Genomic DNA, 25,374 nt, shown 5'->3' on the forward strand with positions numbered 1-25,374 from the left:
TTCTTTTACAAAATTCTAACCTTTTCAAATAAAAAAAATATAATACCTTTCTTAAATCTAATCTAAAAAAACGTTTCCTTCTGCTGAATATAGAAAGATACTTACATAATAATCTTATCGTCTAAAAATAATCAAAAAGTCCACGATGCAATAAGCTTTTCATCTTCACCTAATACGTATTCTCCTTCCTTAAAAGAAACACTTTCCTCTTCTCCCATTTCTTCTTCATCCGTCATTTCAATCACATATTCTTTCTTTGTTGCTGTCCTTTTATTTTTCTTTTTTTCAAAACATATAGGTATGCTATTCTGTAATATATTTTCATTAATTTCTCCATTCAGATTTTTTTCTTTATTATTTTGACTAAGATCATTTTCCAAATCATTTTTATACTCATTTATCATGTGAGTATTTTCATTTCCAACTACACTATTTTCAAATACTTTATCTTTATTTTCCTCTTCTGTTTTTTCCATTTCCTTATTAGGAATTTGCTCAGTAATAATTCCAGCACCTGTTGCTTTTATATTTTTTCCAATCACTTCTCTATCTTCTAATTTCACCTTTTTCTCCACCTTAATATTTTGATGTTTTACAAAACTCTTTACTCTATAAACATTGTCTTCTGAAACCTCAATCATTTTTAATTCTATCAATAAATCTAAAGCTGTTTTAACTAATGCAGTATCTCTATTAAACTCTATCGCTAGAGTTTCTATTGTATATGGAATATCTCTTGCCATATATAAATAACCTTCACAGTCAGCCTTTCCAGCTAATATAATACTTCTAGCAAAAAAATAATGAATAAAATCTCTTTCTGGTCTTTGATCTATTATTTTAGTTTTTGTATCGTCGTAAATGTCTAATTTAAATTTTACATATCTTCTTTCTCTCATACTTCCATCATACTCCTTCAAATAATTATAGTAGATTGCTCTTTATCTAGGTCATAAGTTCCTTATTGCAGCATAGCTGCTTTATTTATAGGTGCATATCTTCTTTCTCTCATACTTCCATCATACCCTTTCATTATTTAATTTTTTATCTATATGGTATATATGGTAAATATATGTTTTTATAAACACTATTACATAAAATAAAGAAATTTTTTTCTATCAAAATACTACATTATTCTATTCTATGTAGATTTTTATGAAAAACATAAAAGCTTAGTGCTAAAAACACTAAGCTAATTCTATAAATTTAATACCGTTATTTCTAAGTATTTCTTCAACATGATCCTGTTGTTTTAAAACCCATCGATTAACATCCGCCAAATTATTTCCATTTGTATTTCTTATATATTCAATATATTTTTGACTAATCTTATCTAAAAATTTTTTATCTAATTTATCATAAAATACAAATTTTACATTTAACCTCTTTAATTCACGCACTATAAATCTTAACTTGCTTTCTAAAGTTTCTCCATACCCTAACGAGCACTCTAAGTCATCTCTATATTTTGATGACGCAAATAGAGATAAACCATTATCATATAATCTATAAAATTGTAAAATTTCATTTGACTTATAAAATGAAAAATTAGTATAGTTACGATCCATTTGTCTTGTAATTACATCAAATAATCCCATTCTTAATACATCGATCTTTGTTTTATTCGGACTAGGAATTTTCACAAAAGCTTTATAGAAATCCTCAAAACTACCTTGCTCTAACCCTATTAATATATTGGCTGGAATTAAATCTTTTGTTTCATCTATAATTGAAAAGCATAATCCATTAGGTAGCATACCCGCTGGTGAACATTCAATCCCCAATCTCATTGCTATTTCATAAGTTAATTCTTCTGCAATATTATCATAGGAATTATTTTGCAATCTTTCTTTAACTACACATAAATTCCCCTTTAGTCTTGCTAAATCTTTATTGCATGCACCATCAATATTTAATTTAGTCTTTGTTGCATTTAATTTTATTGAATCAAAATTATGATTTATTATTTTTCCATCATCAATCATTATTGATGCCCATGGTGAAAATTCTTCATAATCTTCATCTTCACTAAATGCAAGCCATAATTTATCCTTAACATTTACTGCTCTAGTTCTTACAAATATTTCCCAATACAAATCTTCATAATCTTCGGTAAGATCAAGTGATGCTATAAATGAATTAAAACCAACTTGACTCACTGGTCTTATTCTGCTTTTTATCCACTTCTCAACTTCATCTTTATTCATTATATTCTTATTTCTTCTATCGAAAAACAAATCTAAATTTATGATTTCCATAGTTCTATTATCTATATCAATTTCAGATACTATTTTGTCATAATATTTTAAGTAGTAATATCTGCTCATTGCTATCACCTCATTTAATTTTTATTCATATATATTCAAAATATCCTACTATCTTCTAAAACATACATAGGATCAACAGTGTGATATACCTTATAATTTCTGAGTAAATGTTCAATTCCAACTGTTCCAAATATTTTAGCAATTTCTTTTCCTGACAAATTAGCTCTATTGCTCCAAGCTTGAAGACAATATCCTAACCAATACATTCTTTCTTTTTCATATTCTATTTCATCTTCTACATAAACTCTGCTCTTAACTTTATTTTCTTCCATGAATTCTTCAAAATAATAATATTGGCTTTGGGAATACCACTGTGGCTTGAATATTTCTATTCCTTCTTTATATTCACTATTTAAAGCTTTTAATGTAAAATCTATTTCATCCATACTATATTCTACTGCTAATTGAAAGAATTTTGCTAAATGTCTACAAGCCATTGTCTGCTCATTCATCTAAATCTTCTCCCCCTAATTCATCTAGTTCACTTCTCTTTTAGTTTTATTATTTCTAATTATTGCTTTTATTATATATCATATATATAGAAAAACAAAGCACACCATTGTGCCAATGAATTAAATACAATAAAAAAACCCCCTTACGGGAGTTCTTTATTGCATTCTTTTTATTCTTTCGACGCTGCTTACTATATTAGTTATTCTTATTCCAAAGTTTTCATCAACAACAACAACTTCTCCAAGTGCTATTTGTTTTCCATTAACTAATATTTCAACTGGCTCTTCAGCAAGCTTATCTAATTCTATTAATGAACCTGTTCCTAAATTTAAAATATCTTGAATGCTCTTTTTCGTTCTTCCAAGCACTACTGATATGTCTAAAGGAACATCAAGAATTAAATCTATATTCTTGATTGGTGGAACACTGCTTTGAGGCATTAATTGATCAAATGCCGCTGTATGAACCTCCACAGGCTGTTGCATCCTTTGCATTGGCTGTTCATAATAAGCCGGTTGTTGTTGATATTGCATTGGCTGCTGATACTGTGGTTCTGGTTGATATTGCATTGGTTGTTGATATTGTTGTTGTTCCATTCTAGATGGTTCAGGTGTTTGATTTATTTCTTTATTAGAAATTGGCTGCGCTTTTTCACCTTGAGACTGAGCTGGTGCTTCAACCTTATCTTCACCTGTCATTATTGCCACAATATTCTTAGCCGTTTCGATTGGGAATATTTGCATAATATTACTATCCACAATATCTCCAATAGTCATTCTAAACGAAACTCTAACTATAGGTTGATCTTCTGGTATTGCATCCGAAATTGGTATTGCTCCATCTTCTACTATTTTTGATGAAGGTGGTGATATATCTACTTTTCTACCAAACATAGTCGCCATTGATGTTGCAGCAGATCCTATCATTTGGTTCATAGCTTCTGATACTGCACTAATTTCTATTTCAGATATTTCATGAGAATCATTTACATTTCCATCTCCACCCATCATAAGGTTAGAAATAACTAATCCATCTGAAATTTTTATAATTAATATATTTCTGCCTATTATACCAGCAACATATTCAATATCTAAAACAATATTAGGTGTCTCAAAACTTTCTTTTATTTCCCTTAATGTTGTTACCGTAACCACTGGTGTAGTTATGTTAACTTGTTGATTTATAAGCTGATATAATGCTGTTGATGCTGACCCCATTGATATATTTCCAATTTCTCCTAACAGGTCTTTATCAAGATCAGTTATAAGCTCTGCATTGTTATTATCATCAGCTGATGAATTCTGACTTTCACTAGCTGATGCATCTTTACTATCACCAGATGATAAATCTTCACCTGACAATAATGCATTTATCTCTTCTTGTGATAAAAAATTATTGCTCATACCCATTCACTTCCTTATCTGTTATATCCAAAATAACAACACCCATTTTCTTTCCTGCTATACCTGGTTTAGCATAGTAGCATTCTTCATTACCTACATACACTTTTACTGGGGATGAACTCTTAGTGTCAAGTTTAATTACATCACCTACTGTTAATTTTAAGAAATCATCTACTGTCAAGCTAGCCTGTCCGAGTTCAGCTATAACTTCAACATCAACTTTATTAATGCCTTTTTCCAGCTTTTCTCTAGATTCCGCTAGCAAACTTTCATCATCACTTCTAAATGCATACTGTACTACTAATTTATCCAATATCTTTTCAACACTTAAATAAGGAAGACACATATTAATAAATGTACTTTTCTTATTCATTTCTACAGAGAATGTTATCAATGCTACTGGATCATTTGGTGCCATTGTTTGATTTACTGCTGGATTTGTTTCAATTGTTTCAACTTCTGGCTCTACATCTAATATAGAATCCCAAGCCAGCTTTAAATTATTAATCATTCCAGTTGTTACTTGTTTCATTATGTTTTTATCTATATCTGTAAATTCTTTTGTTTCTACTTTTCTATCTCCTTTTCCACCAAGTAACACATCTATTACCTGAAGTGAAAACTGAGGATTTGTCTCAAACAATATTGTACCTGTTAAAGGAGGCATTTTAAATATTGTCATAATCGTAGGGTTTTGCACAGAATGAATAAATTCCTCATAAGTTATCTGCTCTACAGTTTCTATCTTTACTTTAACATTTTGTCTTGTTTGACCAGTTAAATAATTGGAAATGATTCTCGCATAATTATCATGAATCAATTCAAGAGTCCTTATATGCTCTTTAGAGAATTTTTGAGGACTTCTAAAATCATAGAGCTTAACCTTATGTTTTTCCTCATCTTTACCAACTTCCTCTGATTCAATTTCCCCTGTAGATAAAGCAGATAATAAGGCATCTATTTCACTTTGCGATAAGACATCTGCCATTATTATTCCCTCATTTCAATAATTAATTTAACAACTTATCTATATCTATTATCGTAAGAAGCTTCTCATCATAATTTAATATACCTTTAACATATGGCTGAACCTTATTAGATTCTTTATCCACTTTTTGTATAGTTTTTTCATCAATATCCAAAACTTCTTCAACTTCATCTACCGATATTCCTATTTCCTCATCTTCAACCGTTAAAATTATAATATTATTTTGTTCTTTTCCTGAGTTTACATCTAATAATAAATTTATGTCAACAAGAGATTTAATACTACCACGTAAATTTATCAAACCTTTTATATAGCTTGGAGCTTTAGGCACTTTTGTAATTCCCATAGTATCATTTATACTTTGAACTCTATCTGTTTCTACAGCAAAATGTTCTTCTCCCAATTTGAATACTACTATTTGCATCTTCTTAACCTCCCCTTTTTTTCAGTTAACACTTATCAGTTTACAGTCAACAGTTAATGATTAAATTCCTTCGGAATTTATTAAAACGTAACTTTATGTGATTTAATAATTTTTTTCTTAACTTAATATCTTAACAGTTAACTGTTAATTTCAAACTGTTAACTGTTAATTGTTAACTGTTAACTGACTATTATCCTACTACTTTTTTTATAGCTTCTAAAACTCTATCTGCTTGGAATGGTTTTACTATAAAATCCTTAGCACCTGCTCTTATTGCATCCATAACCATTGATTGTTGTCCCATTGCTGAACACATAATCACTTTAGCCTCTGGGTCAAATGCTTTAATTTGTTTAACAGCCTCAATACCATCCATATCAGGCATTGTAATATCCATCGTAACTACATCTGGTTTTTCTTTTTTATACATGTCCACAGCTACTAGTCCATTATTTGCTTCTCCAACTATTTCAAAATCATTTTTTTCCAAAATATCCTTTATCATCATTCTCATAAATGCTGCATCGTCTACGATTAAAACTTTAGCCATATAAATTTACCTCCAAAAATTTAATTTATTCCTATAGATTTCAATATTTTTTCAAGTGAACCAGGCATAGGTATATAATAAAAATGCCCGCCTATGTTTTCTTCTGTATCATCATCTAAAAATACAGTTTCAATATCTAATATATATTCGTCATATTGATTAGATTCTATAAATGTAGTTGTGAGTATTGCGCCTAACATATCATATGAAGTAGCTGGCACTGATGGTAAAATAGCAAGATTAGTTAATTGAGCTATAGAATTCATGTACGCTGCTGATATTATATTACCTATTTCACACAATACAGAACTGCCCATTTCACTTTCAGGAGACTGTTTACTTCCAGCTAATTTTTTTATTATATTCTCAGCTATATCATTTTCAAATACAAGCAGAATATTTCCTGCAATATCTCCAAGTACTCTTACGACAGTTCCTGCAACTTCTGTTTCACCATTTTCTTCTACTATATCTTCTAATCTTACCACATTTACTGCTGGCACTGTCATATCTACTTTTTTTCCAATCATCATGGAAAGAGCAGTTGCTGCATTTCCAGCCCCTATGTTAGAGACTTCTTTAAGTGCATCTAATTGTAAAGCGCTTAAATTAGAATACTCCACTTATAACCCTCCTTAAACTTTGTTCTAAAGCATTTACTTTATAATAATGCTCCAACATCTAATATTAGTGTTACTAATCCATTACCTAAGATAGTTGCACCAATGTATTGATCTAAATTCTTTAATGTCTTTCCTAAAGGCTTGATTACTATTTCTTGTTGTCCAAGTAATGAATCTACTAATAATCCTATTGTTTTGTCCCCTACGTTTACTATTATAACAAATTTCTTATCAGTTACGCTAGCCTCAATGTCTAAAGTTTCATTTAATCTAACTAATGGAATTACTTCATCTCTATATATGATTACTTCTTTTCCATTACTTTTCTTTATCTTTTCCTCTTTATAATCTATTACTCTATCTATAAAGCCTAGGGATATAGCTAGGGTTTCCTCTCCAACTTTTACAAGTAAAGCTTGTATTATTTGTAATGTTAATGGAAGCTTAATTACAAATGTTGAACCTTTTCCTTCTTCACTATATAAATCTACAGTTCCGCCAAGTGCTGCAATTTTTGTTTTAACAACATCCATTCCAACGCCTCTGCCAGAAATATCAGTTACAACTTCATTAGTACTGAAACCTTGTGCAAAAATAAGGTTTCTAATATCATTATCTGACATACCTTCTGTGTTGATACCTTTTTGTTCAGCTTTTGCTTTAACTCTTTCAACATTAATACCGGCACCATCATCAATTACCTTTATTAATGCTTTTGTTCCTTCTTGATATGCAACTAATTTAACTGTTCCAACTGGTGATTTTCCTTGAGCTATTCTCTTTTCTGCTGATTCTATACCATGATCTGCTGCATTTCTTAATAAATGTATTAATGGTTCGCCAATTTCATCTATAACTGTTCTATCAAGTTCTGTATCTGCACCTTCTATTATGAAGTTAATTTCTTTATTTAATTCTACTGATACATCTCTTATCATTCTTGGGAATCTATTAAATACTGTATCTAAAGGAAGCATTCTGATTTTCATAACTAAATCTTGAAGATCAGATGTAGTTCTTCCAACTTGTTCTAAAGTTTCATTCAATTCTTGTGATTTATGAGATACGACTATTTGTTCTAATCTTGTTCTATAAATAACAAGCTCAGAAACCATATTCATTAAATTATCTATTCTTTCTAAATCAACTCTTACTGATTGATGCGCTTTCTTAACTTCTTTCTTTTGAGTTGTTTTCTTTTCAGTAGTTTTTTTGGTATCTACATTTTTTTCTACTGGTTGATCTTGTTTCTCAACTTTTGGTTCTTCCTTAATTTCTACTGTCTTAACTTCTTCGACTTTTTCTTCTTGTGTCTTTGGTGCTATATCAATATTTTCAAATTCTATTAATGAACCTTCAACTTTTGCAACTTCTGAAATACCATTTACTACTGCAATAATTTCATCTAAAGTATTTTTAGTTACCAATATGAACTTTAATTCAAAATCAAATTCTTCATTTTCAATATCTTGAGTTGATGGTTCTGATTTTAAAATTTCACCATGTTCTTCAAGATCCTTAACAATTAAAAAAGCTCTTGCTGATTTTAATAGTGTATTTTCACTTAAAGTTACTTTTAGTTCTAAAGAATTATATCCTTTTTCCTTTGCTTGTTTTATTACTGATGTGTCATATTGATTTAAATCCAAATTTAATATGTCACTAGAAAGCATCTCTGCATCTTTAGCTTCAATATTGGCTTCATTTTGATTCCCACTATTTTTAATATTAGCCAACGCTTTAATAACATCGTCTATATCAATTTTTTCATCTGAGCCTTCTTGTACATTGTCTACCATTCTTTCTAATGTATCAAGACAGTCAAATAGGACAGTTACTACATTTTGAGTTACTTTTAATTCCCCTTCTCTAAACTCAGCTAATACATCCTCCATTTTATGTGTAAGTTCTGCAATATCAGTAAATCCCATTGTTGCTGCCATCCCTTTTATTGTATGAGCAACTCTAAATATTGAATTTACCTTATCTGTATCATCTGGGTTTTGTTCTAATTCTAATAATGACTCATTTAATGTTTGTAAATTATCCAATGATTCCTCTAAAAACATTGACATATATTGAGATGTATCCATCTTAATTCCTCCTTTATATTTTTTTATAAATAAAGGTTGATGCTTTTTCAAAGCCATAATCTCTATAATTATAGATGCTTTCCGTAGCTCCTACAAATAAAAGCCCACCTTTTTTTAATGAATTACTGAATTTTTTATAAATTTCTTGTTTTATGTCATTATTAAAGTAGATGACAACATTTCGGCATACAATTAAATCAAACCCACTATCATAATTATCTAAAATCAAATCATGCTTTTTAAAAGTAACCATACTCTTAATTTTAGAGTCTATATAATATTTATCGTCCTTTACAGAAAAATATTTACTTAAATCTGAATTATTTACACCTTTCATCTCGTTTTGAGTATATTCTCCAACTTTTGCCCTTGAAAGTATAGTGTCATCTATGTCTGTAGCAATTATATTGTGGCGCCCATTCGGTGCTATTCTATCCAATATTATTCCTATTGTATATGGTTCACAACCAATAGAGCAAGCTGCACTCCATATTTTTAAATTAGAATTCTTAGGTAATAATTCTAATTTTATTTGTTTTTCTAAATCAACATATAATTCAGGATTTCTAAAGAATTCTGTAACATTTATTGTTATGAAATCTAAAAACTTTTGTCTTTGCTCTGGATTTATTTTTATTGCCTTTGAATATTCATCTAGTGATTTTATACCAACTCTAGTCATTAAACTATTTATTCTTCTATTAAGTTGTTCAGGTTTATATGCAGATAAATTTATTCCTAATTCCTTATGAACCCATTTATGAAATTCATTAAAATCCATTCTTCCTCCTATGCTCCTTTAACTATTTTTATTATATTTCCTGCTATTTCATTAAGTGGTGATACTAAATCAACTTTTCCTGTCTCAAATGCAGCTTTTGGCATTCCATAAATTGTGCATGTAGATTTATCTTCTGATATTGTAATTCCACCACTATCTTTAATATTAATAGTTCCATCTGCTCCATCTCTCCCCATTCCAGTTAAGATTGCAGATACTAAATTCCCACCATAAATTTTTACAGCTGAGTTAAATAACTTATCAACTGCGGGTCTAACTCCCCATATAGGCGGTTCTTCGTTTAATCTAATCACATTGTTTGTTCCAACAGTCATATGCTTGCCGCCTTTAGCTATATATATTGTGTCCTTGTCTATTTTCATTCCTTCAGCAGCTTCAACAACCTTCATTTCACAAGCTTTATCTAATCTTTCTGAAAATACTTTAGTAAAACCCTCTGGCATATGTTGAACTACAAAAACCGGCACGCCTAAATTTCCTGGTAGTTTAGTTAATACTTCTTGAAGTGCCTTTGGTCCCCCTGTGGAAGCTCCAATAACTACTGCTTCAATTCTTTTATTTCTTGGTATTACTAATGAACTACTCACACTTTTTTCCCTTGCTGTAAATGTATTACTAGTTGTAACGTTACTTTTTACTTTAAAACTACCACTATCAACATTATTCATTTTTCTTTTAGGCTTAATATTACTTGTTATACTTCTAATTTCTTCAATAAGATTTTCTTTTACTTTTAGTATATCTAGCGAAATACTGCCTGATGGTTTAGTAATAAAACTAATTGCGCCATTATCTAAACATTCTAAAGTTAATTCTGAGCCTTCTGTTGTTGAACTACTAACCATTAACACTGGATAGCTTTTATCTAACCTTTTTAATTCTTTAAGCGTTGCAAGTCCATCCAAGTCTTTCATATGTAAGTCCAATGTGATAAGGTCTGGATTGTACTGATCTACTTTTTCAACCAATTCTCTTCCATCTCTAAATTTTGCAATTACTTCAAAATCTTTTTCTGATTCTATCATATCTGATATAGCTTTTCTCATAAAAGCAGAATCATCTACAACTACAATTTTAATTTTATCCATCCATATCACATCCCTCTTTATAATTCGATTATTCCTTGCCCCACTACTTTAAGCACTACACTCCCATCACTAGCTTTAAGAATCATAGTTCTTCCTTTGTTGCCGCCTATTTCTTCAGCAGTAATTCGTATAGATTCATCTTTTAATGCTTTTTTTACTGCATCACTGTTCCTTTTCCCAATATCACTTATTATACTTTTATCTGAGAAATTAAACATTGATGCACCGCCAGCAATTTTTGCCACAAGATTCCTCTTACTACATCCTTGCTTCTCCATTTTTTCGATTAACATCGGAATTGCTAAATCTGCAAATTTCATAGGGTTTGTATTACTTTTAAACTGAGTACTATCAGGAAGCATTATATGCGCTAATCCTGCCACTTTTGTAGTCTTATCATACAAGGCTATTCCTATACAAGACCCTAATCCAATTGTCATAATTGAGCCAGGATCAAGTACAACATTTAGATCAGCTATTCCGACTTTTATTTCAGTACCTACCATTTTTACCCCCTAAAAAATATTTTCTTCATCCTCTGAAGTTAATATCTTTTCTAAGTCTAATAAAATAACTATATTTTTTTCTAACTTTATTAATCCAGCTATATATTTTCTATCTATTGTTGCTGTTATTGGTGGGGCAGTCTCCATTAAATCACTGCTTACATCTCTTACTTCATAAACATTTTCTACAATAATTCCAAATTTATTTTCATTTCTTTTTACAACTATTATCTTTCTATTCTCGTTTTCTTTATCTTCACCTAGGTTAAACTTTTTTGATAAACTTATTATTGGAAGTATACTTTGTTCATAATTTATTACTCCATTAACAAATATAGGTGCATCCGGAAGAACAGTAGGTTCCTGGTATCCCAAAATCCTTTCAACTTCTTTAATATCTGTTGCATAATGTTCACCATTAAGCCCAAATATTAACATCTTATTTTCATTACTTGCCATTATTTAAAACCCTCCTATAGTACAAACTTGTCAATTGTTATTTCACCAGTTTTATCTAAGTATGCTTCTACGTTTTTTGATGAAACCTCTAGCATTACCTGTTTTTCACCAAAGCAGAAGATTGTGTTATTGTATGCTATTTCAGCAGTAATACGCCCTTTTTTAGGAACCTTTAATATAGTACTTACACCTGCGCTGCTTCCTACTGTCTTTAATTTTATTTCATTTCCTGCTGATAGTGTTCCACCTCTGCATACTGCTTTATCTTTTAGAAATTCTATGTTATTCAGTGCCACTATATTAGATGTATACTCTCCCTTACCAGTTATAAAGACACTTCCTGATGCTTCAATTTCAGTGCCTTGGGCATATTCTATATATATATCAGCTGGAATTACTATTAAGTTTTCAATTTCTTCAATTTCTTCTTTAACCATTTCTTGGAAGTCAACTAATTCTTGAACTTCTTTTATTTTTAATGGCCCCATTCCAAGCATTTTGTTAATTATAAATGTAGTTATTTCACTTTGCTGAACGCCTTGGGACATATTATAATTTAAAATATTTCTTGACAATTTAGGTAGTGATTTAAATTTGTTTTCTATCAATATCTTAACAATTTCACCATATTGACGTGGGCCTAGCAAGTTATTTTTCTTCACTTGCTCTGCCGAAGCTCCCAAATCATGTATCATCTCTTTTAAATTTACCAAATTATCATAATATTGTCTTCTTTCTACATTTTCACATCCTGCTGTTACTGTTGAATTCAATACATTCCCACCAATTGTAATCTGTCCTCCTGCTCTTACAACTGCTGATTCTACATTTTTCCCAATGTGAAGTTCATTTCCAGCATTAACTTCCATCCCTTCACCAACAGCACCAACAACTTCTACATTTCCAACAAAATCTATATTTCCACTCTTCAAATCAACTTCTTCTACTTTGTATAATTTGTTCACTACAAATGTATTCGCCTTAAAAGCTGGTTTTCCTTCTGTTGTCGCTATAATAGTATTATTTTCGATTTTACACCCTTCTCCAACTTTAAAAGCAACTCTTTTAGCAGTTTTTCTTTTCAATTGCAATCCAAATATATCTTGTCCATCGCTACCAGGTTTTCCATGTATTATTTTACCTATTACATCCCCTACCTTGGCGTTAGCAATTAAAAATCTATTTCTGTAATCCACCTTTTCTTCTGTATCTACATAATGTAATTCTTCTGATTCTTTAAATAAAAGCTGAATTTCATCAGGTACATCATCTACAACAGGTACACCTTTAGCTATCAACCTATTAATCACTTCATGTTTTTCAGTTATTTCATCAATTTCTTCCTTTAGAATTCCATAACGAATACCCTTTTGAGCCAGAAGATCATTTATTTCCCCTTTAGTGTATTTAGGAGGATATTTATCTCCCACTTTTTTCTTTGTAAGGGTTAAATTTTTTCTATATCCCTGATCAACCAATTCATATATATGTATAGGTGTAGATTTTATATTAATATACGCTTCCATTTTGTCATTTGTAATCGATATATCCATACTTCTAATTGGTTCAATCTCATCGAATTTATATTCAATTTTATCCTTTGATGTCACAGGCGTTACTTCATTTGTCAATTGATCATTAATATATAAACTTACACCTGTACATGTCTTGATTGTAATAATTTCATCTTCATTTTCGGAGTCAGTTACTATTATTTTTCCCGCTTCAACTTTTGCCCCAAAAACATCATTTGTTTCTTCAATTTCTTTTTCTTCAACAAACTCTTTTACAGTTTGACTTTTATTAAGGTTATTTTCATTTTCAATTATTTCTATTTCTACTTTTTTTCTAAAAAATCCTTTATCTTCTTTAGTCACTCTATACTTCAGAGCTTCTTTAGAAATATTCAATTCAGAAGATGCTTTCTCAAGACATTCATCTACTGATGTTGCAGAAAATTTCAAACCCATAACTATCTCCTCCATAAAAAATACTTCTTAATATTAAGTATACCACAGCATAGTTTAATTTTATATCCATTATTTTAATAATTAATATAGTTTTACACAAAATAACAAGTATTATGAATTTTAATGACACTTTATATACTGATTAATTTCATCATCATATGCGTCCATTAATCTTCTGATAATTTCATTATTTATATTTAAATTAATATCATTTACTTGTTTTATTGGCAATACCTTTGGCGATGTTCCGGAAATAAACATTCCATCCAACTTATCTATATCTAAATATTTATATTGAATTTCTTCCACTTCAATTTTTAATTTTTTCGCCAAATCAATAACTTCTCCCCTTGTTATTCCAGGCAAAACTGCATCAACTGGTGATGTAAAAAGTTTATTTCCCTTGACCATAAATATATTTGATTTACTCCCTTCAGTTATAAATCCTTTAGAATCTACCAGTATTGCTTCATAAGCATTTTCGCCTATTATTTCCTTATTAACTTTTTCTCTAAAATCATTGTTTACTATTTTTGCATTTGGATTGTGCCTTTCGCCAAAATATAGTATTGTTTTCACACCATTTTCATACATTTCTTTTGTTGGATATGAGTGTTCTATGAAAAATATCTTCAACTCTTTTCTATGAACATCATAAGTTATCTTTATGTTTCCTAGCAACTTATCTTCATTCTTTATTAGCTTATAAATTTCACTGTTTATTTTATCATATGATAACGAAAACTCTTCGCCTATTAATTTAAAAGAATTCTCCATACGTCTAAAATGATTTTCTAAAAAAATAGCTTTACCTTCTATTACTCGTAATACTTCATATATTATCTTTTCACCCATTTATTTACCCCTTTCTTTTTATTCATTCATCTTAAGCTATATATTAACTCTAAATTTACTACTATATCTCAACACCATCCATCTATTTCCACTTAAGTATTTCTATATGATGATTTTTTTTATAATTAATCAAATAAGGCTTTCCAACTAAATCTAATAACGGTTTATCTGACAAAGAATCTGAAAACATATATGATTCTTTAAAATCAACTTCTATATTTTCATCTTTTAAAACTTCCTTTAATCTTATTACTTTTTCCTCACCTTTACAGTTTTTACCTTCCATTTTTCTTGTAAAAATTTCATTATTAAAACTAAATTTAGTACCTATAATTTTATCCACCTCTTTTATATTATAAAATTCCTTAATATAAAATTCTGGAGATGCAGAAATTAAATAAATATCATATCCTTCTTTTTTTAACTTTTTCATCATATTTAATGCATCTTCATATAATATAGTTTTCAATTTATCGCGATAAAATCCTTTAACAATTTTTTCTAAATCTTTCTCCTTCATTCCATCAATAAACTTCAAAAATTTTTCTTTTACCATTTTTTCATCATATAATTTCAACATATACATGATTCCACAAAATATAGCTCTTGGTAAAAAACGAATATTTTTTTTATCTATTTTTATTGTATATTTAAATAATTCCATTAATGTTTCTCTTTTAGTAATAGTATAGTCTATATCAAATATAGCTAGTTTTTTCACTTTTCAATAACCACCTTTTAATATTCAATTCTAAATTCTTATTATATATTAGCTTATACTACTCTTAATTTAATTAAGTATTTAGAATTAAATACTATTAATAAATAACACAACAATATAGACACCTAACATAAAACATAACAAAAGCAGATACTAAAGAGCTTCCTTTTATCAAGCATTTTAAACATTTTTCTCTTCACTCTCAAAACATACATCTCTTTTAACATTTTCACACTAGGTATCTATACATTTATTTTATTTTATTTAAAAATACTGAAATTCTATCTATTCCAGTTTCTATTATATCAATAGAAGTTGCATAAGATAATCTAATATATTCATCTAATCCAAATCCTGCTCCAGGTATTACTGCAACCTTTTCTTCTTCTAATAATACCTTTGAAAACTCTACTGAATTGTTAATAGTTTGATTTTTAAAAGTAGTATTTAAATACGCAGATATGTTCACCATTACATAAAATGCTCCACTTGGCTTTATAATTGAAATTTGATTTAACTTTTCTAATTTATAAATCATAAAGTTTCGTCTATTTTCAAACTCATTAACCATACTGTTTAACACATCTACAGGCCCAGTTAACGCTTCTATTGCTGCATATTGAGTAATTGAATTTACGTTGGATGTCATATGACTTTGAATACTGGTCATAAGCTTAGTTATTTGCTCACTTGCAGCAACATACCCCAATCTCCAGCCAGTCATCGCATATGTCTTCGAAAGCCCATTTATAACAATAGTTCTTTCATATGCATCATCATTTATTGACGCTATACTTATATGCTTTTCTCCATCATATATTAATTTCTCGTATATTTCGTCTGATATAATTAATAAATCATGCCTTTTAGCAAAATCAGCAATTTCCTCCAATTCCTCTATTGTATAAATTGTACCTGTTGGATTATTAGGGCTATTAATTATTATTGCTTTAGTATTACCTGTTGTAACCTTTTCTAAATCAGCTACTGTATATTTATAATTGTTTTCTTTACACGTTTTAACAACCACCGGTATTCCATCAGCTAACTTAACCAATTCAGGATAACTAACCCAATATGGCACTGGAATTAGCACTTCATCTCCTGGATTTAAAATAGCCATAAAAGCATTGGCCAGACATTGTTTTCCGCCATTTGAAATTGTTATTTGACTCGGTTTATAATCTAAATTATTATCTTTTTTAAACTTTTCACATATAGTTTTCTTTAATTCTAATATACCTCCTGCTGGAGTATATTTAGTTTTACCATCATGCATTGCTTTTATAGCTGCTTGAATTATATTTTCTGGCGTATTAAAATCAGGTTCCCCAGCACCAAAATTAACAACATCAATACCTTGACTTTTTAATTCATTTGCTTTAGCTGTAATAGCCAATGTAATAGATGAACTCATATTGCCCGCTTTTTTAGATAATTGCATTGCTTTATTCCCTCCAGTTAAACATAAAAATAACATATCTGATCAGTTATTTCGTAGATGCCTCAATTCAATTTGTATATTCCTGTCACATAATAAAAATATATCATTAATACATTAAATTGTAAATAACATTAATAAATGAATGATTAATAGTTCATTATAACAAATAAAGGACTTTAGTGTAAACACCAAAGTCCTTTATTTATTATTCTTCGCCCACCAATTCATCTTGATAGTAAGCTGATACTCTGTCAAATTCCTCTTCATCTGGAACTACAAGTTCTTCTCCATCAAGTCTAAAAAGATATACAGAATCTTCTTCTGGATTTTGAGCTAAGTAATATGATTTTTCTTCAAATTCAAATTCGTCGATAATAGGACACGTAACAACATTTCCATTTTCATCTTCTAAATCTATAACGAAGCTTTCGTCTTCATCTCCACATCCACAGCCACATTCATGGTCATGTCCGCCACAACATTCATGTTCATGATCATCATGATCGTGCCCACCACAACCACAAGTTCCTTCTTCACTATTACATCCGCATTTTTCTAAATCTTTTTCCATTCTTCTAACCTCCTTTAGGTTCTAGGCATCTATATGCCTATTTTAATTTTAACCTTTATCTAATAAAATTACAATGTAATTTTATTAGAAGAAAAAAGAAGCCACCGAGGTGACTTCTTTTTTCTTCGCGCAAATTTAGTTAATTATATTTTCTAAATACTATTGTTGATTAGCTAATTTCTTGTATCCTTCTAATCTTTCCATAGCATCTTGTTTAGTCTTTTCAAATAATGCTTCAGCTTGTTCTGGGAATGCTTTAGCTAATGAAGAGTATCTTACTTCTCCCATTAAGAATTCCTTGAAGTCTGCTGTTGGTTCTTTTGAATCTAATGAGAATGGATTCTTGCCAGCTTCTTTTAATTCTGGGTTGAATCTGTACATTTGCCAGTATCCACTAGCAGTAGCTCTCTTAGCTTCTTCTTGGCTATTACCCATACCAATTCTTAATCCGTGATTGATACATGGTGCATAACCGATTATTAATGATGGTCCTTTATAAGCTTCAGCTTCTGCGATTGCTTTAAGAACTTGGTTCTTATCAGCTCCCATATTAACTTGAGCTACATATACATAACCATAAGTCATAGCCATCATTCCAAGGTCTTTCTTCTTAGTCTTCTTACCAGATGCAGCAAATTTAGCTATTGCAGCAGTTGGAGTAGATTTAGAAGATTGTCCACCTGTATTTGAGTAAACTTCTGTATCAAATACAAATATATTTACGTCTTCTCCAGAAGCTAGTACATGGTCAACTCCACCGTATCCGATATCGTATGCCCAACCGTCTCCTCCGAAGATCCATTGTGATCTCTTAACGAAGTAGTCTTTTTCAGCTAACATTTCTTTAGCTAATTCAGTACCTGATTTTTCTAAAGCAGCAACTAATTTAGCAGCTCTATCTCTAGTTCCAGCACCTTCATTTAAGTTATCTAACCAGTCTTGTAATTCAGCTTTTGCTGGATCATTTGCAGCTATAGCAGCTTCAGCTTTTTCAGCTAATCTTTCTCTTATAGCATTAACACCTAAGAACATACCTAAACCATATTCAGCATTATCTTCAAATAATGAGTTAGCCCAAGCTGGTCCATGTCCTTCTTTGTTAGTTGTGTATGGTGTTGAAGGAGCTGATCCACCCCAGATTGATGAACATCCTGTTGCATTAGCAATCATCATTCTGTCACCAAATAATTGAGTTATAAGCTTAGCATATGGAGTTTCTCCACAACCTGCACAAGCTCCTGAGAACTCAAGTAATGGTTGTTCAAATTGGCTTCCTTTAACTGTATTTACACCCATTGGGTTCTTCTTAACTGAAATATCATGTACTAAGTAATCCCAAGCTGGAATATTTACATGTTGACTTTCTTGTGGTTGCATAACTAATGCTTTTCCTGGAGCAGGACATACTTGAGCACAGTTTCCACATCCACTACAATCTAATGGAGAAATTCCCATAGCGTAGAATAATGGTTCTTCTGTCTTTAACGCCTTAGCAGCAACTGCTTTAACTGATTCTGGAGCAGCATTCTTTTCTGCTTCTGTTAATAAGAATGGTCTTATTACAGCATGTGGACATACATATGAACATTGGTTACATTGAATACATTTTTCAGCATCCCATTCTGGAACATTTACAGCAATTCCTCTCTTTTCGAATGCTGCAGTACCTGGTTCAAATGTACCATCTTCCATTCCTACAAATGCAGATACTGGAAGAGCATCTCCTTCTTGTCTGTTCATTGGAATAACTATATCCTTAACAAACTTAGTCATATGTTTAACTTCTTCTTCTTTTTCATCTTGTGCAGTCTTCCAAGCTTCTGGAATATTAATTGCAACAATTGATTCAACACCTCTATCGATAGCTGCGTTGTTCATGTTAACAACTTTTTCACCCTTCTTACCATAAGAAGTTACAACTGACTCTTTTAAGTGTCTAATAGCATCTTCAACTGGAATAACATTAGCTAACTTGAAGAAAGCTGATTGCATTATCATGTTGATTCTTCCACCAAGGCCGATTTCTTGAGCAATACCTACAGCATTTAAAGTGTAGAACTTAATGTTGTTATTTGCTAAGAATCTCTTATATGAAGCAGGTAATTTTTCTTCTAATTCTTCTGGTGACCAGATAGTGTTTAATAAGAAAGTTGCTCCTGGCTTTAATCCATCAAGTACATTGTATTTGTGAACATATGATTGGTTAGAACATGAAACAAAGTCTGCTTTGTTAATTAAGTATGGTGACTTAATTGCTTTCTTACCAAATCTTAAGTGAGATACTGTAATTCCCCCTGATTTCTTTGAATCATAGAAGAAGTATGCTTGAGCGTACATATCAGTGTTATCTCCGATAATCTTGATCGCACTCTTGTTAGCTCCAACAGTACCGTCTGATCCTAATCCCCAGAACTTACAAGCTGTAGTTCCTTCTGGAGTTGCATCTATATCTTCAGTTACTTCTAATGAAGTATTTGTAACGTCATCATTGATTCCAATTGTAAATCCATTCTTTGGAGCATCTTGTGCTAAGTTAGCATAAACTGCTGCAATATGTCCTGGATTTGGATCTTTTGAACCCAAACCGAATCTACCACCAACAATAATTGGTGCATCTTGTGCTCCATAGAATGCATTTCTTACATCTAAGAATAATGGTTCTCCAGTTGATCCTGGTTCCTTAGTTCTATCTAAAACAGCAATTTTCTTAACTGTCTTTGGAATAGCTGCTAATAATCTTTCATTTGAGAAAGGTCTGAATAATCTTACTTTAACAACACCAACTTTTTGTCCGTTAGCATTTAAGTAATCTATAGTTTCTTCACAAACGTCAGTAGCTGAACCCATAGCTATAATAACTCTATCAGCATCTGGTGCTCCATAGTAATCGAAACAGTGATATTCTCTACCAGTTAATTTAGTAATTTCAGCCATGTAGCTTTCTACTGTTTCTGGTAATTCATTGTAGAATTTATTAACTGCTTCTCTTTCTTGGAAGTATACGTCAGCGTTTTGTGCAGTACCTCTAGTTACAGGATGATTTGGATTTAAAGCTCTAGCTCTGAAATCTGTAACTGCATCCCAGTCTAATATTTTAGCTAATTCATCATATTCTAAAACTTCAATTTTTTGTACTTCATGAGAAGTTCTGAATCCATCAAAGAAGTTTAAGAATGGAATTCTTGTTTTAATAGCAGTTAAATGAGCAACTGCTGCTAAATCCATAACTTCTTGAACTGAACCTTCTGCAAGCATTGCAAAACCAGTTTGTCTTGCTGCCATAACGTCTTGGTGATCTCCAAAGATGTTTAAAGCAGAAGTAGCTAATGCTCTAGCTGATACATGGAATACTCCTGGTAACATTTCACCAGCAATTTTGTACATGTTTGGTATCATTAATAATAAACCTTGTGAAGCTGTATAAGTTGTTGTTAAAGCTCCAGCTTGTAAAGATCCGTGAACTGCACCCGCTGCACCAGCTTCTGATTGCATTTCCATTACTTTAACAGGTTGTCCAAATATATTTTTTCTTCCTTGAGCTACCCATTCATCAACATGTTCTGCCATTGGTGATGATGGTGTGATTGGGTATATTGCAGAAACTTCTGTAAAAGCATAAGCTATATGAGCTGCTGCAGTATTACCATCCATAGTTTTCATTTTTCTCATCGCGTTTGACCCCTCTTTCTAATTTAAAACTTAAATTTAGAATAATTTAAATTTTTTATATAAGTAAGTCTAAAAGACCACCTAATAAACACACTTAATGATCAAGATCTAACATTTCTCCAAAATTGCACGCTTAAACAAATGTTATAAATAAAAAAAATACTTAAATATTCATAACATTTCATAAAATCTTATTTAACTAGTTCTTCACCTAATTTTCTAATAAGATCAGTTTGTATTTTTGTTGGAGAATCTTTAACTGCTAAATCTCCAATTACATTAAACCCATAAGATATCATTTCATCTTTCCATACTTTCATAAAAGTATCTTCTATCCATCCATAGGTTGCAAATAAAATGCAATTTTTATTTTCTTGTACTAAATCTTTTAATTGATCTAGAAAAGGTCTCATTTCTTGCTGTTCTATTTTAGTGGAATCTACCGCCGGGCTCCCAAATGCAATAGAATCTGCTTCTAAAACATCTTCAATAGTAGCATCTGCAACATGTTTTACTGTCACTTCTGCACCTTTTTCTCTGGCTCCATCTGCCATAACGTTTGCTAATGCCTCTATATTCCCACCACAGCTCCAATAAATGATTGACACTTTTTTCATTAGAATAGCACCTCATCTTCTCGTTAAATAATTAACTTACTTTTTTCACTAAAATGAACCTACCCTTTTATTATATCTCACATATTTTTTTTTGCAAGATTTGTTATGCAATTTGTATTATTTTAAATAATATTTATATATTGGGGCATTTATTTCTTTATACTGTCTAATATTATTTCTACAATGGATTCCACACCATTTTTTAGTTGACTTTTCGTCATATTGGTAATAAGCTCTTCCTTTTTATCTTTAAGTTCTAAAATTTTATTATACAATGATTCATCAGTTATTTCCTCTTCTTCAAGCATTAATGCATATCCTTCTTTTTTAAAGGATTTAGAATTTAAGATTTGATCTCCTCTGCTTGCTTTTTTAGAAAGTGGTATTAATAAAGTGGGCTTTTTTAAGGCAAGAAACTCAAATATAGAATTAGCCCCAGCCCTAGAAATGATATAATCTGCTGCTTTCATCAAATCTGGTAATTCTTCACTCACATATTCAAATTGTTTATATCCATTTTTATAATTAAGATTTTCATCTACATTTCCTTTACCACAAATGTGAATTATATTAAATAACTTTAAAAGCTTATCTGCATTTTTTCTTATTTCATCATTAATAATTTTTGAACCTAAACTACCACCCATAATAAATAAGATTTCTTTATCATCAATAAAATTACATATTTTTTTACCTTTGCTTTTATCACCTTCAAGTATCTCTTTTCGAATAGGACTTCCAGTAAGTACTCCTTTATTTCCTTTTACAAAATTTAAACTCTCACGAAAAGTTACACATAATTTATTGCAAAATGGCGCAGATAATTTATTGGCAAGTCCAGGTGTCATATCTGATTCATGAGCTACTACTGGTATATTTTTTATAGAAGCGGCTATAACAACTGGTACCGCAACAAATCCACCTTTAGAAAAAATTACATCAGGTTTTTCTTTTGATAATATAACCAGCGCCTCCGCAATTCCTTTTATTATTTTAAAAGGATCAGTAAAATTTTTCACATCAAAATATCTTCTTAATTTTCCACACGATATTCCGAAAAAAGGAATATTATTTTTTGTAATTATTTCTTTTTCAATACCATCATTACTTCCAATATATTTTATTTCAAAACCTTCTTCTTTTAATTTAGGAATTAATGCTAGGTTCGGAGTTACATGCCCTGCCGTTCCTCCACCTGTCATTATTATTTTATATTTAGCCACGAAAAAACACCCCTTTAAATTCTGTTAACACTTGCGAGTTCACAGTTAACAGTTGTGGTTGAAATTCCTTTTAGGAATTTCTTCTATATTTATTTTTTATTTTATTATCTGTAATTTTGAATTACAATTTGAATGCTAGTATTACCATTATATTCATTAATGCTTGGATAAAAGACCAAATCCAGCTTCACATCATTATAAACTCCATCATAAAGCTTTTGTAATTCTTCCTCACCATATTTATCATTTATCGCTTCTTCAAACTCATAAACATCACCAAAATATATCCCATCCAAAAAATTATCTGACTTTGTTTTAATTCTTAATTTTAATACATTATTATTCTTGCCAAGAATTGTTGCTTTTAATAAATTAATATTTTTTTCAGCAAATAGCGGTTTAGAATTTGCCTTTCCAAAAGGTTCTAAACGTTCCAAATCATTTATCAATTCATAATTTATTGAATCCAATGGTAAAACACAGTCAATTGTAACTTTTTTAAGCAAATTCTCTTCATTAAGGGTTGAATTTTCATTTAATCTTTTTCTAAATTCATTAATATTTTCTTCTTTTAATGAAAATCCTGCTGCCATAGGGTGGCCTCCATAATGTTCAAGTAAATCTTTGCATTTCACAAGACCTTCAAACATATTATATTCCTCTATTGATCGCCCTGATCCCTTTGCTCCGCTTTCTGATTTTGTAATTACTAAAGCTGGAACATTATATTTTTCTCTTATTCTTCCTGCAATTATACCAGCCAAACTTTCATGTACGTTAGGAATATATACAACAAATACTTTATCATTTATCATATTATTCTTTTCTATAATTTCTATAGCTTTTTCTAGGCCTTCCATAGTCATATCTTTTCTTTCTTCATTTAGCTTAACTAGTTCCTTTGCAAGTTTGTTAGCTTCATCTTCATCTGTTGAAAGTAAAAGCTCCAAACCTCTTTTAGCCGAATCAAGTCTTCCACAGGCATTAATACATGGTCCTATAATAAATCCCAAATGATATACTGATAAGTTTTTATCAGCCATCTCACATTCTCTTATTAACTCCTGTAGTCCTAAATTAGTAGTTTTGTTGATAAACTCCAAACCCTTTTTAACGAAAATTCTATTTTCATCAACTAAATCAACCACATCACATACTGTTGCAATTGCAAGAAACTCAATAAATTTATAACACTCTTTTTTGTCTCTTCCCATCTTTTCATAAAGAACTTCCACAAGCTTAAAAGCAACTCCTGCTCCACATAACTTTTCAAATTTGTATTCGCAATCCTCCTGTTTAGGATTGACAACCGCATCTGCATCTGGCTTTATAAATTTTCTATTGTTATTTTCATCTTCTATAAATGGTATGTCATGATGGTCTGTTATTATTACAGTGAGCCCCAGTTCCTTAGCATATTTTATTGGTTCAATGGCTGATATTCCATTATCACAGGTTAAAATTGTATCAACATTTTCTTGTTGAGCTTTTTCAATTATATTACTGTTTATCCCATATCCATCTTTTATTCTATCTGGTATTTCATAATCAACATTAGCTTTGCAAACTTTTAATGCAGAGAACAATATATATGTACTTATGACTCCATCAACATCGTAATCGCCAACAATCCTTATTTTTTTATCTGAATTTATCTTATCACAGATTATATCTACTGCTTTTTCTAAATCTTTCATAGCTTTAGGATTATGTAGTTTGTCAAATTCGGGGTTTATGTAGCTTTTTATCATTCCATCATTTAAAATATCTCTATTTACTATAAGTCTACTCATAAATTCAGTAATTCCATATTTTTGAGCCATTTTTTTATAATCAGCTTTTTTGTTTTTTATAAACCATCTTTCTGCCATCATTTCCTCCATTAAATCAGTTAAGAGTTAAAAGCGCAGAGTTAAGAGTTAAAGGAATAAACTCCTATGGAGTTTAAACAAAATAAATATTATTTAGAAAATTCCATGGGAATTTCATCTTTAACTCTTAACTCTTAATTCTTAACTCTTAACTGGATAAAGCATTCCTGATGAAATAGCTTTTGCTTGTTTCTCATATCCAAGCTTCTCTAAAAGCTTATATGAAAATGCCATAGCCGTTGCAGGTCCTCTGCTAGTAATTATATTCCCATCAACAACTACTGGCTCCTCTAAATATTCACAATTTGGAAGTTCATCTTCATATCCTGGATAAGAAGTTATTTTCTTCCCTTCTACTATATCTGCTTTTCCAAGTGTTATTGGTCCTGCACAAATTGCGCCAATTAATTTTCCTTCTCTGTTTTGTCTTTTTATAAGATTTATTACTCTTTCATCATCTCTTAAATTAGTTGCTCCTGGCATACCACCCGGAATAACTACTAAATCATATTCCATATTTTCTTCAAAAATTTTATCCGCTTCAACTGTAACATTGTGGCTTGATTTAACTTTTTTCTCCTTATTCATAGAGACCAAATCACATTCTATATCAGCTCTTCTCATAATATCTGATACCGTTAAAGCTTCTATTTCTTCAAATCCTTCTGCTAATAATACACATACCTTTTTCATAACAAATTCCTCCTTTAATATTCA

General features: G+C 30.4%; 23 protein-coding genes. All 23 read right to left on the reverse strand.

Annotation, left to right across the window (positions count from 1 at the left end; all coding sequences use genetic code 11):
• Positions 1 to 131 precede the first annotated feature (131 nt).
• On the reverse strand, positions 132 to 899 hold the full coding sequence (locus GXK56_RS10060; protein WP_160687331.1) for a phage replisome organizer N-terminal domain-containing protein: 768 nt from the start codon (positions 897 to 899) through the stop codon (positions 132 to 134).
• A gap of 288 nt (positions 900 to 1,187) precedes the next feature.
• Positions 1,188 to 2,327 carry a hypothetical protein gene (locus GXK56_RS10065; RefSeq protein ID WP_160687332.1) on the reverse strand — a complete coding sequence of 380 codons (1,140 nt, stop codon included), beginning with the start codon at positions 2,325 to 2,327 and terminating at the stop codon, positions 1,188 to 1,190.
• A 35-nt stretch (positions 2,328 to 2,362) separates the two neighbouring features.
• Positions 2,363 to 2,779, reverse strand: coding sequence for a DUF3791 domain-containing protein (locus GXK56_RS10070; RefSeq protein ID WP_160687333.1), 417 nt, complete (start codon positions 2,777 to 2,779; stop codon positions 2,363 to 2,365).
• A 156-nt stretch (positions 2,780 to 2,935) separates the two neighbouring features.
• Complete coding sequence (gene fliY, locus GXK56_RS10075; RefSeq protein WP_202127856.1) at positions 2,936 to 4,189, reverse strand: flagellar motor switch phosphatase FliY; 1,254 nt, start codon at positions 4,187 to 4,189, stop codon at positions 2,936 to 2,938.
• The gene (fliM, locus tag GXK56_RS10080) at positions 4,173 to 5,171 is read right to left on the reverse strand and encodes a flagellar motor switch protein FliM (protein WP_160687335.1); all 999 of its coding nucleotides are present in this window, start codon (positions 5,169 to 5,171) and stop codon (positions 4,173 to 4,175) included. Before fliM ends, fliY begins: the two co-directional genes overlap by 17 nt.
• Positions 5,172 to 5,193: 22 nt before the next feature.
• The gene (locus GXK56_RS10085; protein ID WP_160687336.1) at positions 5,194 to 5,595 is read right to left on the reverse strand and encodes a chemotaxis protein CheW; all 402 of its coding nucleotides are present in this window, start codon (positions 5,593 to 5,595) and stop codon (positions 5,194 to 5,196) included.
• 190 nt (positions 5,596 to 5,785) lie between these two features.
• Positions 5,786 to 6,145 (reverse strand): response regulator, encoded by a 360-nt coding sequence (locus GXK56_RS10090; RefSeq protein ID WP_160687337.1) that lies wholly within the window; start codon positions 6,143 to 6,145, stop codon positions 5,786 to 5,788.
• Between the two features lie 20 nt (positions 6,146 to 6,165).
• The gene (locus GXK56_RS10095; protein ID WP_160687338.1) at positions 6,166 to 6,768 is read right to left on the reverse strand and encodes a chemotaxis protein CheC; all 603 of its coding nucleotides are present in this window, start codon (positions 6,766 to 6,768) and stop codon (positions 6,166 to 6,168) included.
• A gap of 38 nt (positions 6,769 to 6,806) precedes the next feature.
• Positions 6,807 to 8,861, reverse strand: coding sequence for a chemotaxis protein CheA (locus GXK56_RS10100; protein ID WP_160687339.1), 2,055 nt, complete (start codon positions 8,859 to 8,861; stop codon positions 6,807 to 6,809).
• A gap of 13 nt (positions 8,862 to 8,874) precedes the next feature.
• Positions 8,875 to 9,642, reverse strand: a complete 768-nt coding sequence (locus tag GXK56_RS10105; protein WP_160687340.1) for a protein-glutamate O-methyltransferase CheR — start codon at positions 9,640 to 9,642, stop codon at positions 8,875 to 8,877.
• Between the two features lie 8 nt (positions 9,643 to 9,650).
• Positions 9,651 to 10,751: a chemotaxis response regulator protein-glutamate methylesterase gene (locus GXK56_RS10110; protein WP_160687341.1), complete on the reverse strand. Its 1,101-nt coding sequence runs from the start codon at positions 10,749 to 10,751 to the stop codon at positions 9,651 to 9,653.
• 17 nt (positions 10,752 to 10,768) lie between these two features.
• The gene (locus GXK56_RS10115) at positions 10,769 to 11,257 is read right to left on the reverse strand and encodes a chemotaxis protein CheD (protein ID WP_160687342.1); all 489 of its coding nucleotides are present in this window, start codon (positions 11,255 to 11,257) and stop codon (positions 10,769 to 10,771) included.
• A gap of 9 nt (positions 11,258 to 11,266) precedes the next feature.
• Complete coding sequence (locus GXK56_RS10120) at positions 11,267 to 11,716, reverse strand: chemotaxis protein CheW (RefSeq protein WP_160687343.1); 450 nt, start codon at positions 11,714 to 11,716, stop codon at positions 11,267 to 11,269.
• A gap of 14 nt (positions 11,717 to 11,730) precedes the next feature.
• Positions 11,731 to 13,686, reverse strand: coding sequence for a flagellar assembly protein A (locus GXK56_RS10125; protein ID WP_160687344.1), 1,956 nt, complete (start codon positions 13,684 to 13,686; stop codon positions 11,731 to 11,733).
• 120 nt (positions 13,687 to 13,806) lie between these two features.
• Positions 13,807 to 14,541 (reverse strand): aminotransferase class IV, encoded by a 735-nt coding sequence (locus GXK56_RS10130; protein WP_160687345.1) that lies wholly within the window; start codon positions 14,539 to 14,541, stop codon positions 13,807 to 13,809.
• Between the two features lie 82 nt (positions 14,542 to 14,623).
• Entirely contained in the window at positions 14,624 to 15,262 is a 639-nt protein-coding gene (locus tag GXK56_RS10135) for an HAD-IB family hydrolase (protein WP_160687346.1), read from the reverse strand.
• Positions 15,263 to 15,512: 250 nt separating this feature from the next.
• Positions 15,513 to 16,706 (reverse strand): pyridoxal phosphate-dependent aminotransferase, encoded by a 1,194-nt coding sequence (locus tag GXK56_RS10140; RefSeq protein ID WP_160687347.1) that lies wholly within the window; start codon positions 16,704 to 16,706, stop codon positions 15,513 to 15,515.
• A gap of 205 nt (positions 16,707 to 16,911) precedes the next feature.
• A complete protein-coding gene (locus GXK56_RS10145; RefSeq protein ID WP_160687348.1) occupies positions 16,912 to 17,277 on the reverse strand; it encodes a DUF1292 domain-containing protein in 366 nt (121 codons plus the stop codon).
• A 159-nt stretch (positions 17,278 to 17,436) separates the two neighbouring features.
• Positions 17,437 to 20,946 carry a pyruvate:ferredoxin (flavodoxin) oxidoreductase gene (gene nifJ / locus GXK56_RS10150; RefSeq protein WP_160687349.1) on the reverse strand — a complete coding sequence of 1,170 codons (3,510 nt, stop codon included), beginning with the start codon at positions 20,944 to 20,946 and terminating at the stop codon, positions 17,437 to 17,439.
• Between the two features lie 191 nt (positions 20,947 to 21,137).
• Entirely contained in the window at positions 21,138 to 21,563 is a 426-nt protein-coding gene (locus GXK56_RS10155; RefSeq protein ID WP_160687350.1) for a flavodoxin domain-containing protein, read from the reverse strand.
• 149 nt (positions 21,564 to 21,712) lie between these two features.
• Positions 21,713 to 22,786: an undecaprenyldiphospho-muramoylpentapeptide beta-N-acetylglucosaminyltransferase gene (locus tag GXK56_RS10160; RefSeq protein ID WP_160687351.1), complete on the reverse strand. Its 1,074-nt coding sequence runs from the start codon at positions 22,784 to 22,786 to the stop codon at positions 21,713 to 21,715.
• A gap of 104 nt (positions 22,787 to 22,890) precedes the next feature.
• Complete coding sequence (gene recJ / locus GXK56_RS10165) at positions 22,891 to 24,657, reverse strand: single-stranded-DNA-specific exonuclease RecJ (protein WP_160687352.1); 1,767 nt, start codon at positions 24,655 to 24,657, stop codon at positions 22,891 to 22,893.
• Between the two features lie 141 nt (positions 24,658 to 24,798).
• Positions 24,799 to 25,350: a DJ-1 family glyoxalase III gene (locus GXK56_RS10170; protein WP_160687353.1), complete on the reverse strand. Its 552-nt coding sequence runs from the start codon at positions 25,348 to 25,350 to the stop codon at positions 24,799 to 24,801.
• Between the last annotated feature and the right edge of the window lie 24 nt (positions 25,351 to 25,374).

This window comes from Clostridium sp. C2-6-12 (assembly GCF_009928485.1).
In the GTDB taxonomy this organism is placed as follows: domain Bacteria; phylum Bacillota; class Clostridia; order Clostridiales; family Clostridiaceae; genus Clostridium.

Coding starts and splice junctions, on each gene's coding strand:
- GXK56_RS10060 (WP_160687331.1), bottom strand. CDS start 899: ATGAGAGAAAGAAGATATGTAAAATTTAAATTAGACATTTACGACGAT.
- GXK56_RS10065 (WP_160687332.1), bottom strand. CDS start 2,327: ATGAGCAGATATTACTACTTAAAATATTATGACAAAATAGTATCTGAA.
- GXK56_RS10070 (WP_160687333.1), bottom strand. CDS start 2,779: ATGAATGAGCAGACAATGGCTTGTAGACATTTAGCAAAATTCTTTCAA.
- fliY (WP_202127856.1), bottom strand. CDS start 4,189: ATGGGTATGAGCAATAATTTTTTATCACAAGAAGAGATAAATGCATTA.
- fliM (WP_160687335.1), bottom strand. CDS start 5,171: ATGGCAGATGTCTTATCGCAAAGTGAAATAGATGCCTTATTATCTGCT.
- GXK56_RS10085 (WP_160687336.1), bottom strand. CDS start 5,595: ATGCAAATAGTAGTATTCAAATTGGGAGAAGAACATTTTGCTGTAGAA.
- GXK56_RS10090 (WP_160687337.1), bottom strand. CDS start 6,145: ATGGCTAAAGTTTTAATCGTAGACGATGCAGCATTTATGAGAATGATG.
- GXK56_RS10100 (WP_160687339.1), bottom strand. CDS start 8,861: ATGGATACATCTCAATATATGTCAATGTTTTTAGAGGAATCATTGGAT.
- GXK56_RS10105 (WP_160687340.1), bottom strand. CDS start 9,642: ATGGATTTTAATGAATTTCATAAATGGGTTCATAAGGAATTAGGAATA.
- GXK56_RS10110 (WP_160687341.1), bottom strand. CDS start 10,751: ATGGATAAAATTAAAATTGTAGTTGTAGATGATTCTGCTTTTATGAGA.
- GXK56_RS10115 (WP_160687342.1), bottom strand. CDS start 11,257: ATGGTAGGTACTGAAATAAAAGTCGGAATAGCTGATCTAAATGTTGTA.
- GXK56_RS10120 (WP_160687343.1), bottom strand. CDS start 11,716: ATGGCAAGTAATGAAAATAAGATGTTAATATTTGGGCTTAATGGTGAA.
- GXK56_RS10125 (WP_160687344.1), bottom strand. CDS start 13,686: ATGGGTTTGAAATTTTCTGCAACATCAGTAGATGAATGTCTTGAGAAA.
- GXK56_RS10130 (WP_160687345.1), bottom strand. CDS start 14,541: ATGGGTGAAAAGATAATATATGAAGTATTACGAGTAATAGAAGGTAAA.
- GXK56_RS10140 (WP_160687347.1), bottom strand. CDS start 16,706: ATGCAATTATCTAAAAAAGCGGGCAATATGAGTTCATCTATTACATTG.
- GXK56_RS10145 (WP_160687348.1), bottom strand. CDS start 17,277: ATGGAAAAAGATTTAGAAAAATGCGGATGTAATAGTGAAGAAGGAACT.
- nifJ (WP_160687349.1), bottom strand. CDS start 20,946: ATGAGAAAAATGAAAACTATGGATGGTAATACTGCAGCAGCTCATATA.
- GXK56_RS10155 (WP_160687350.1), bottom strand. CDS start 21,563: ATGAAAAAAGTGTCAATCATTTATTGGAGCTGTGGTGGGAATATAGAG.
- recJ (WP_160687352.1), bottom strand. CDS start 24,657: ATGGCAGAAAGATGGTTTATAAAAAACAAAAAAGCTGATTATAAAAAA.
- GXK56_RS10170 (WP_160687353.1), bottom strand. CDS start 25,350: ATGAAAAAGGTATGTGTATTATTAGCAGAAGGATTTGAAGAAATAGAA.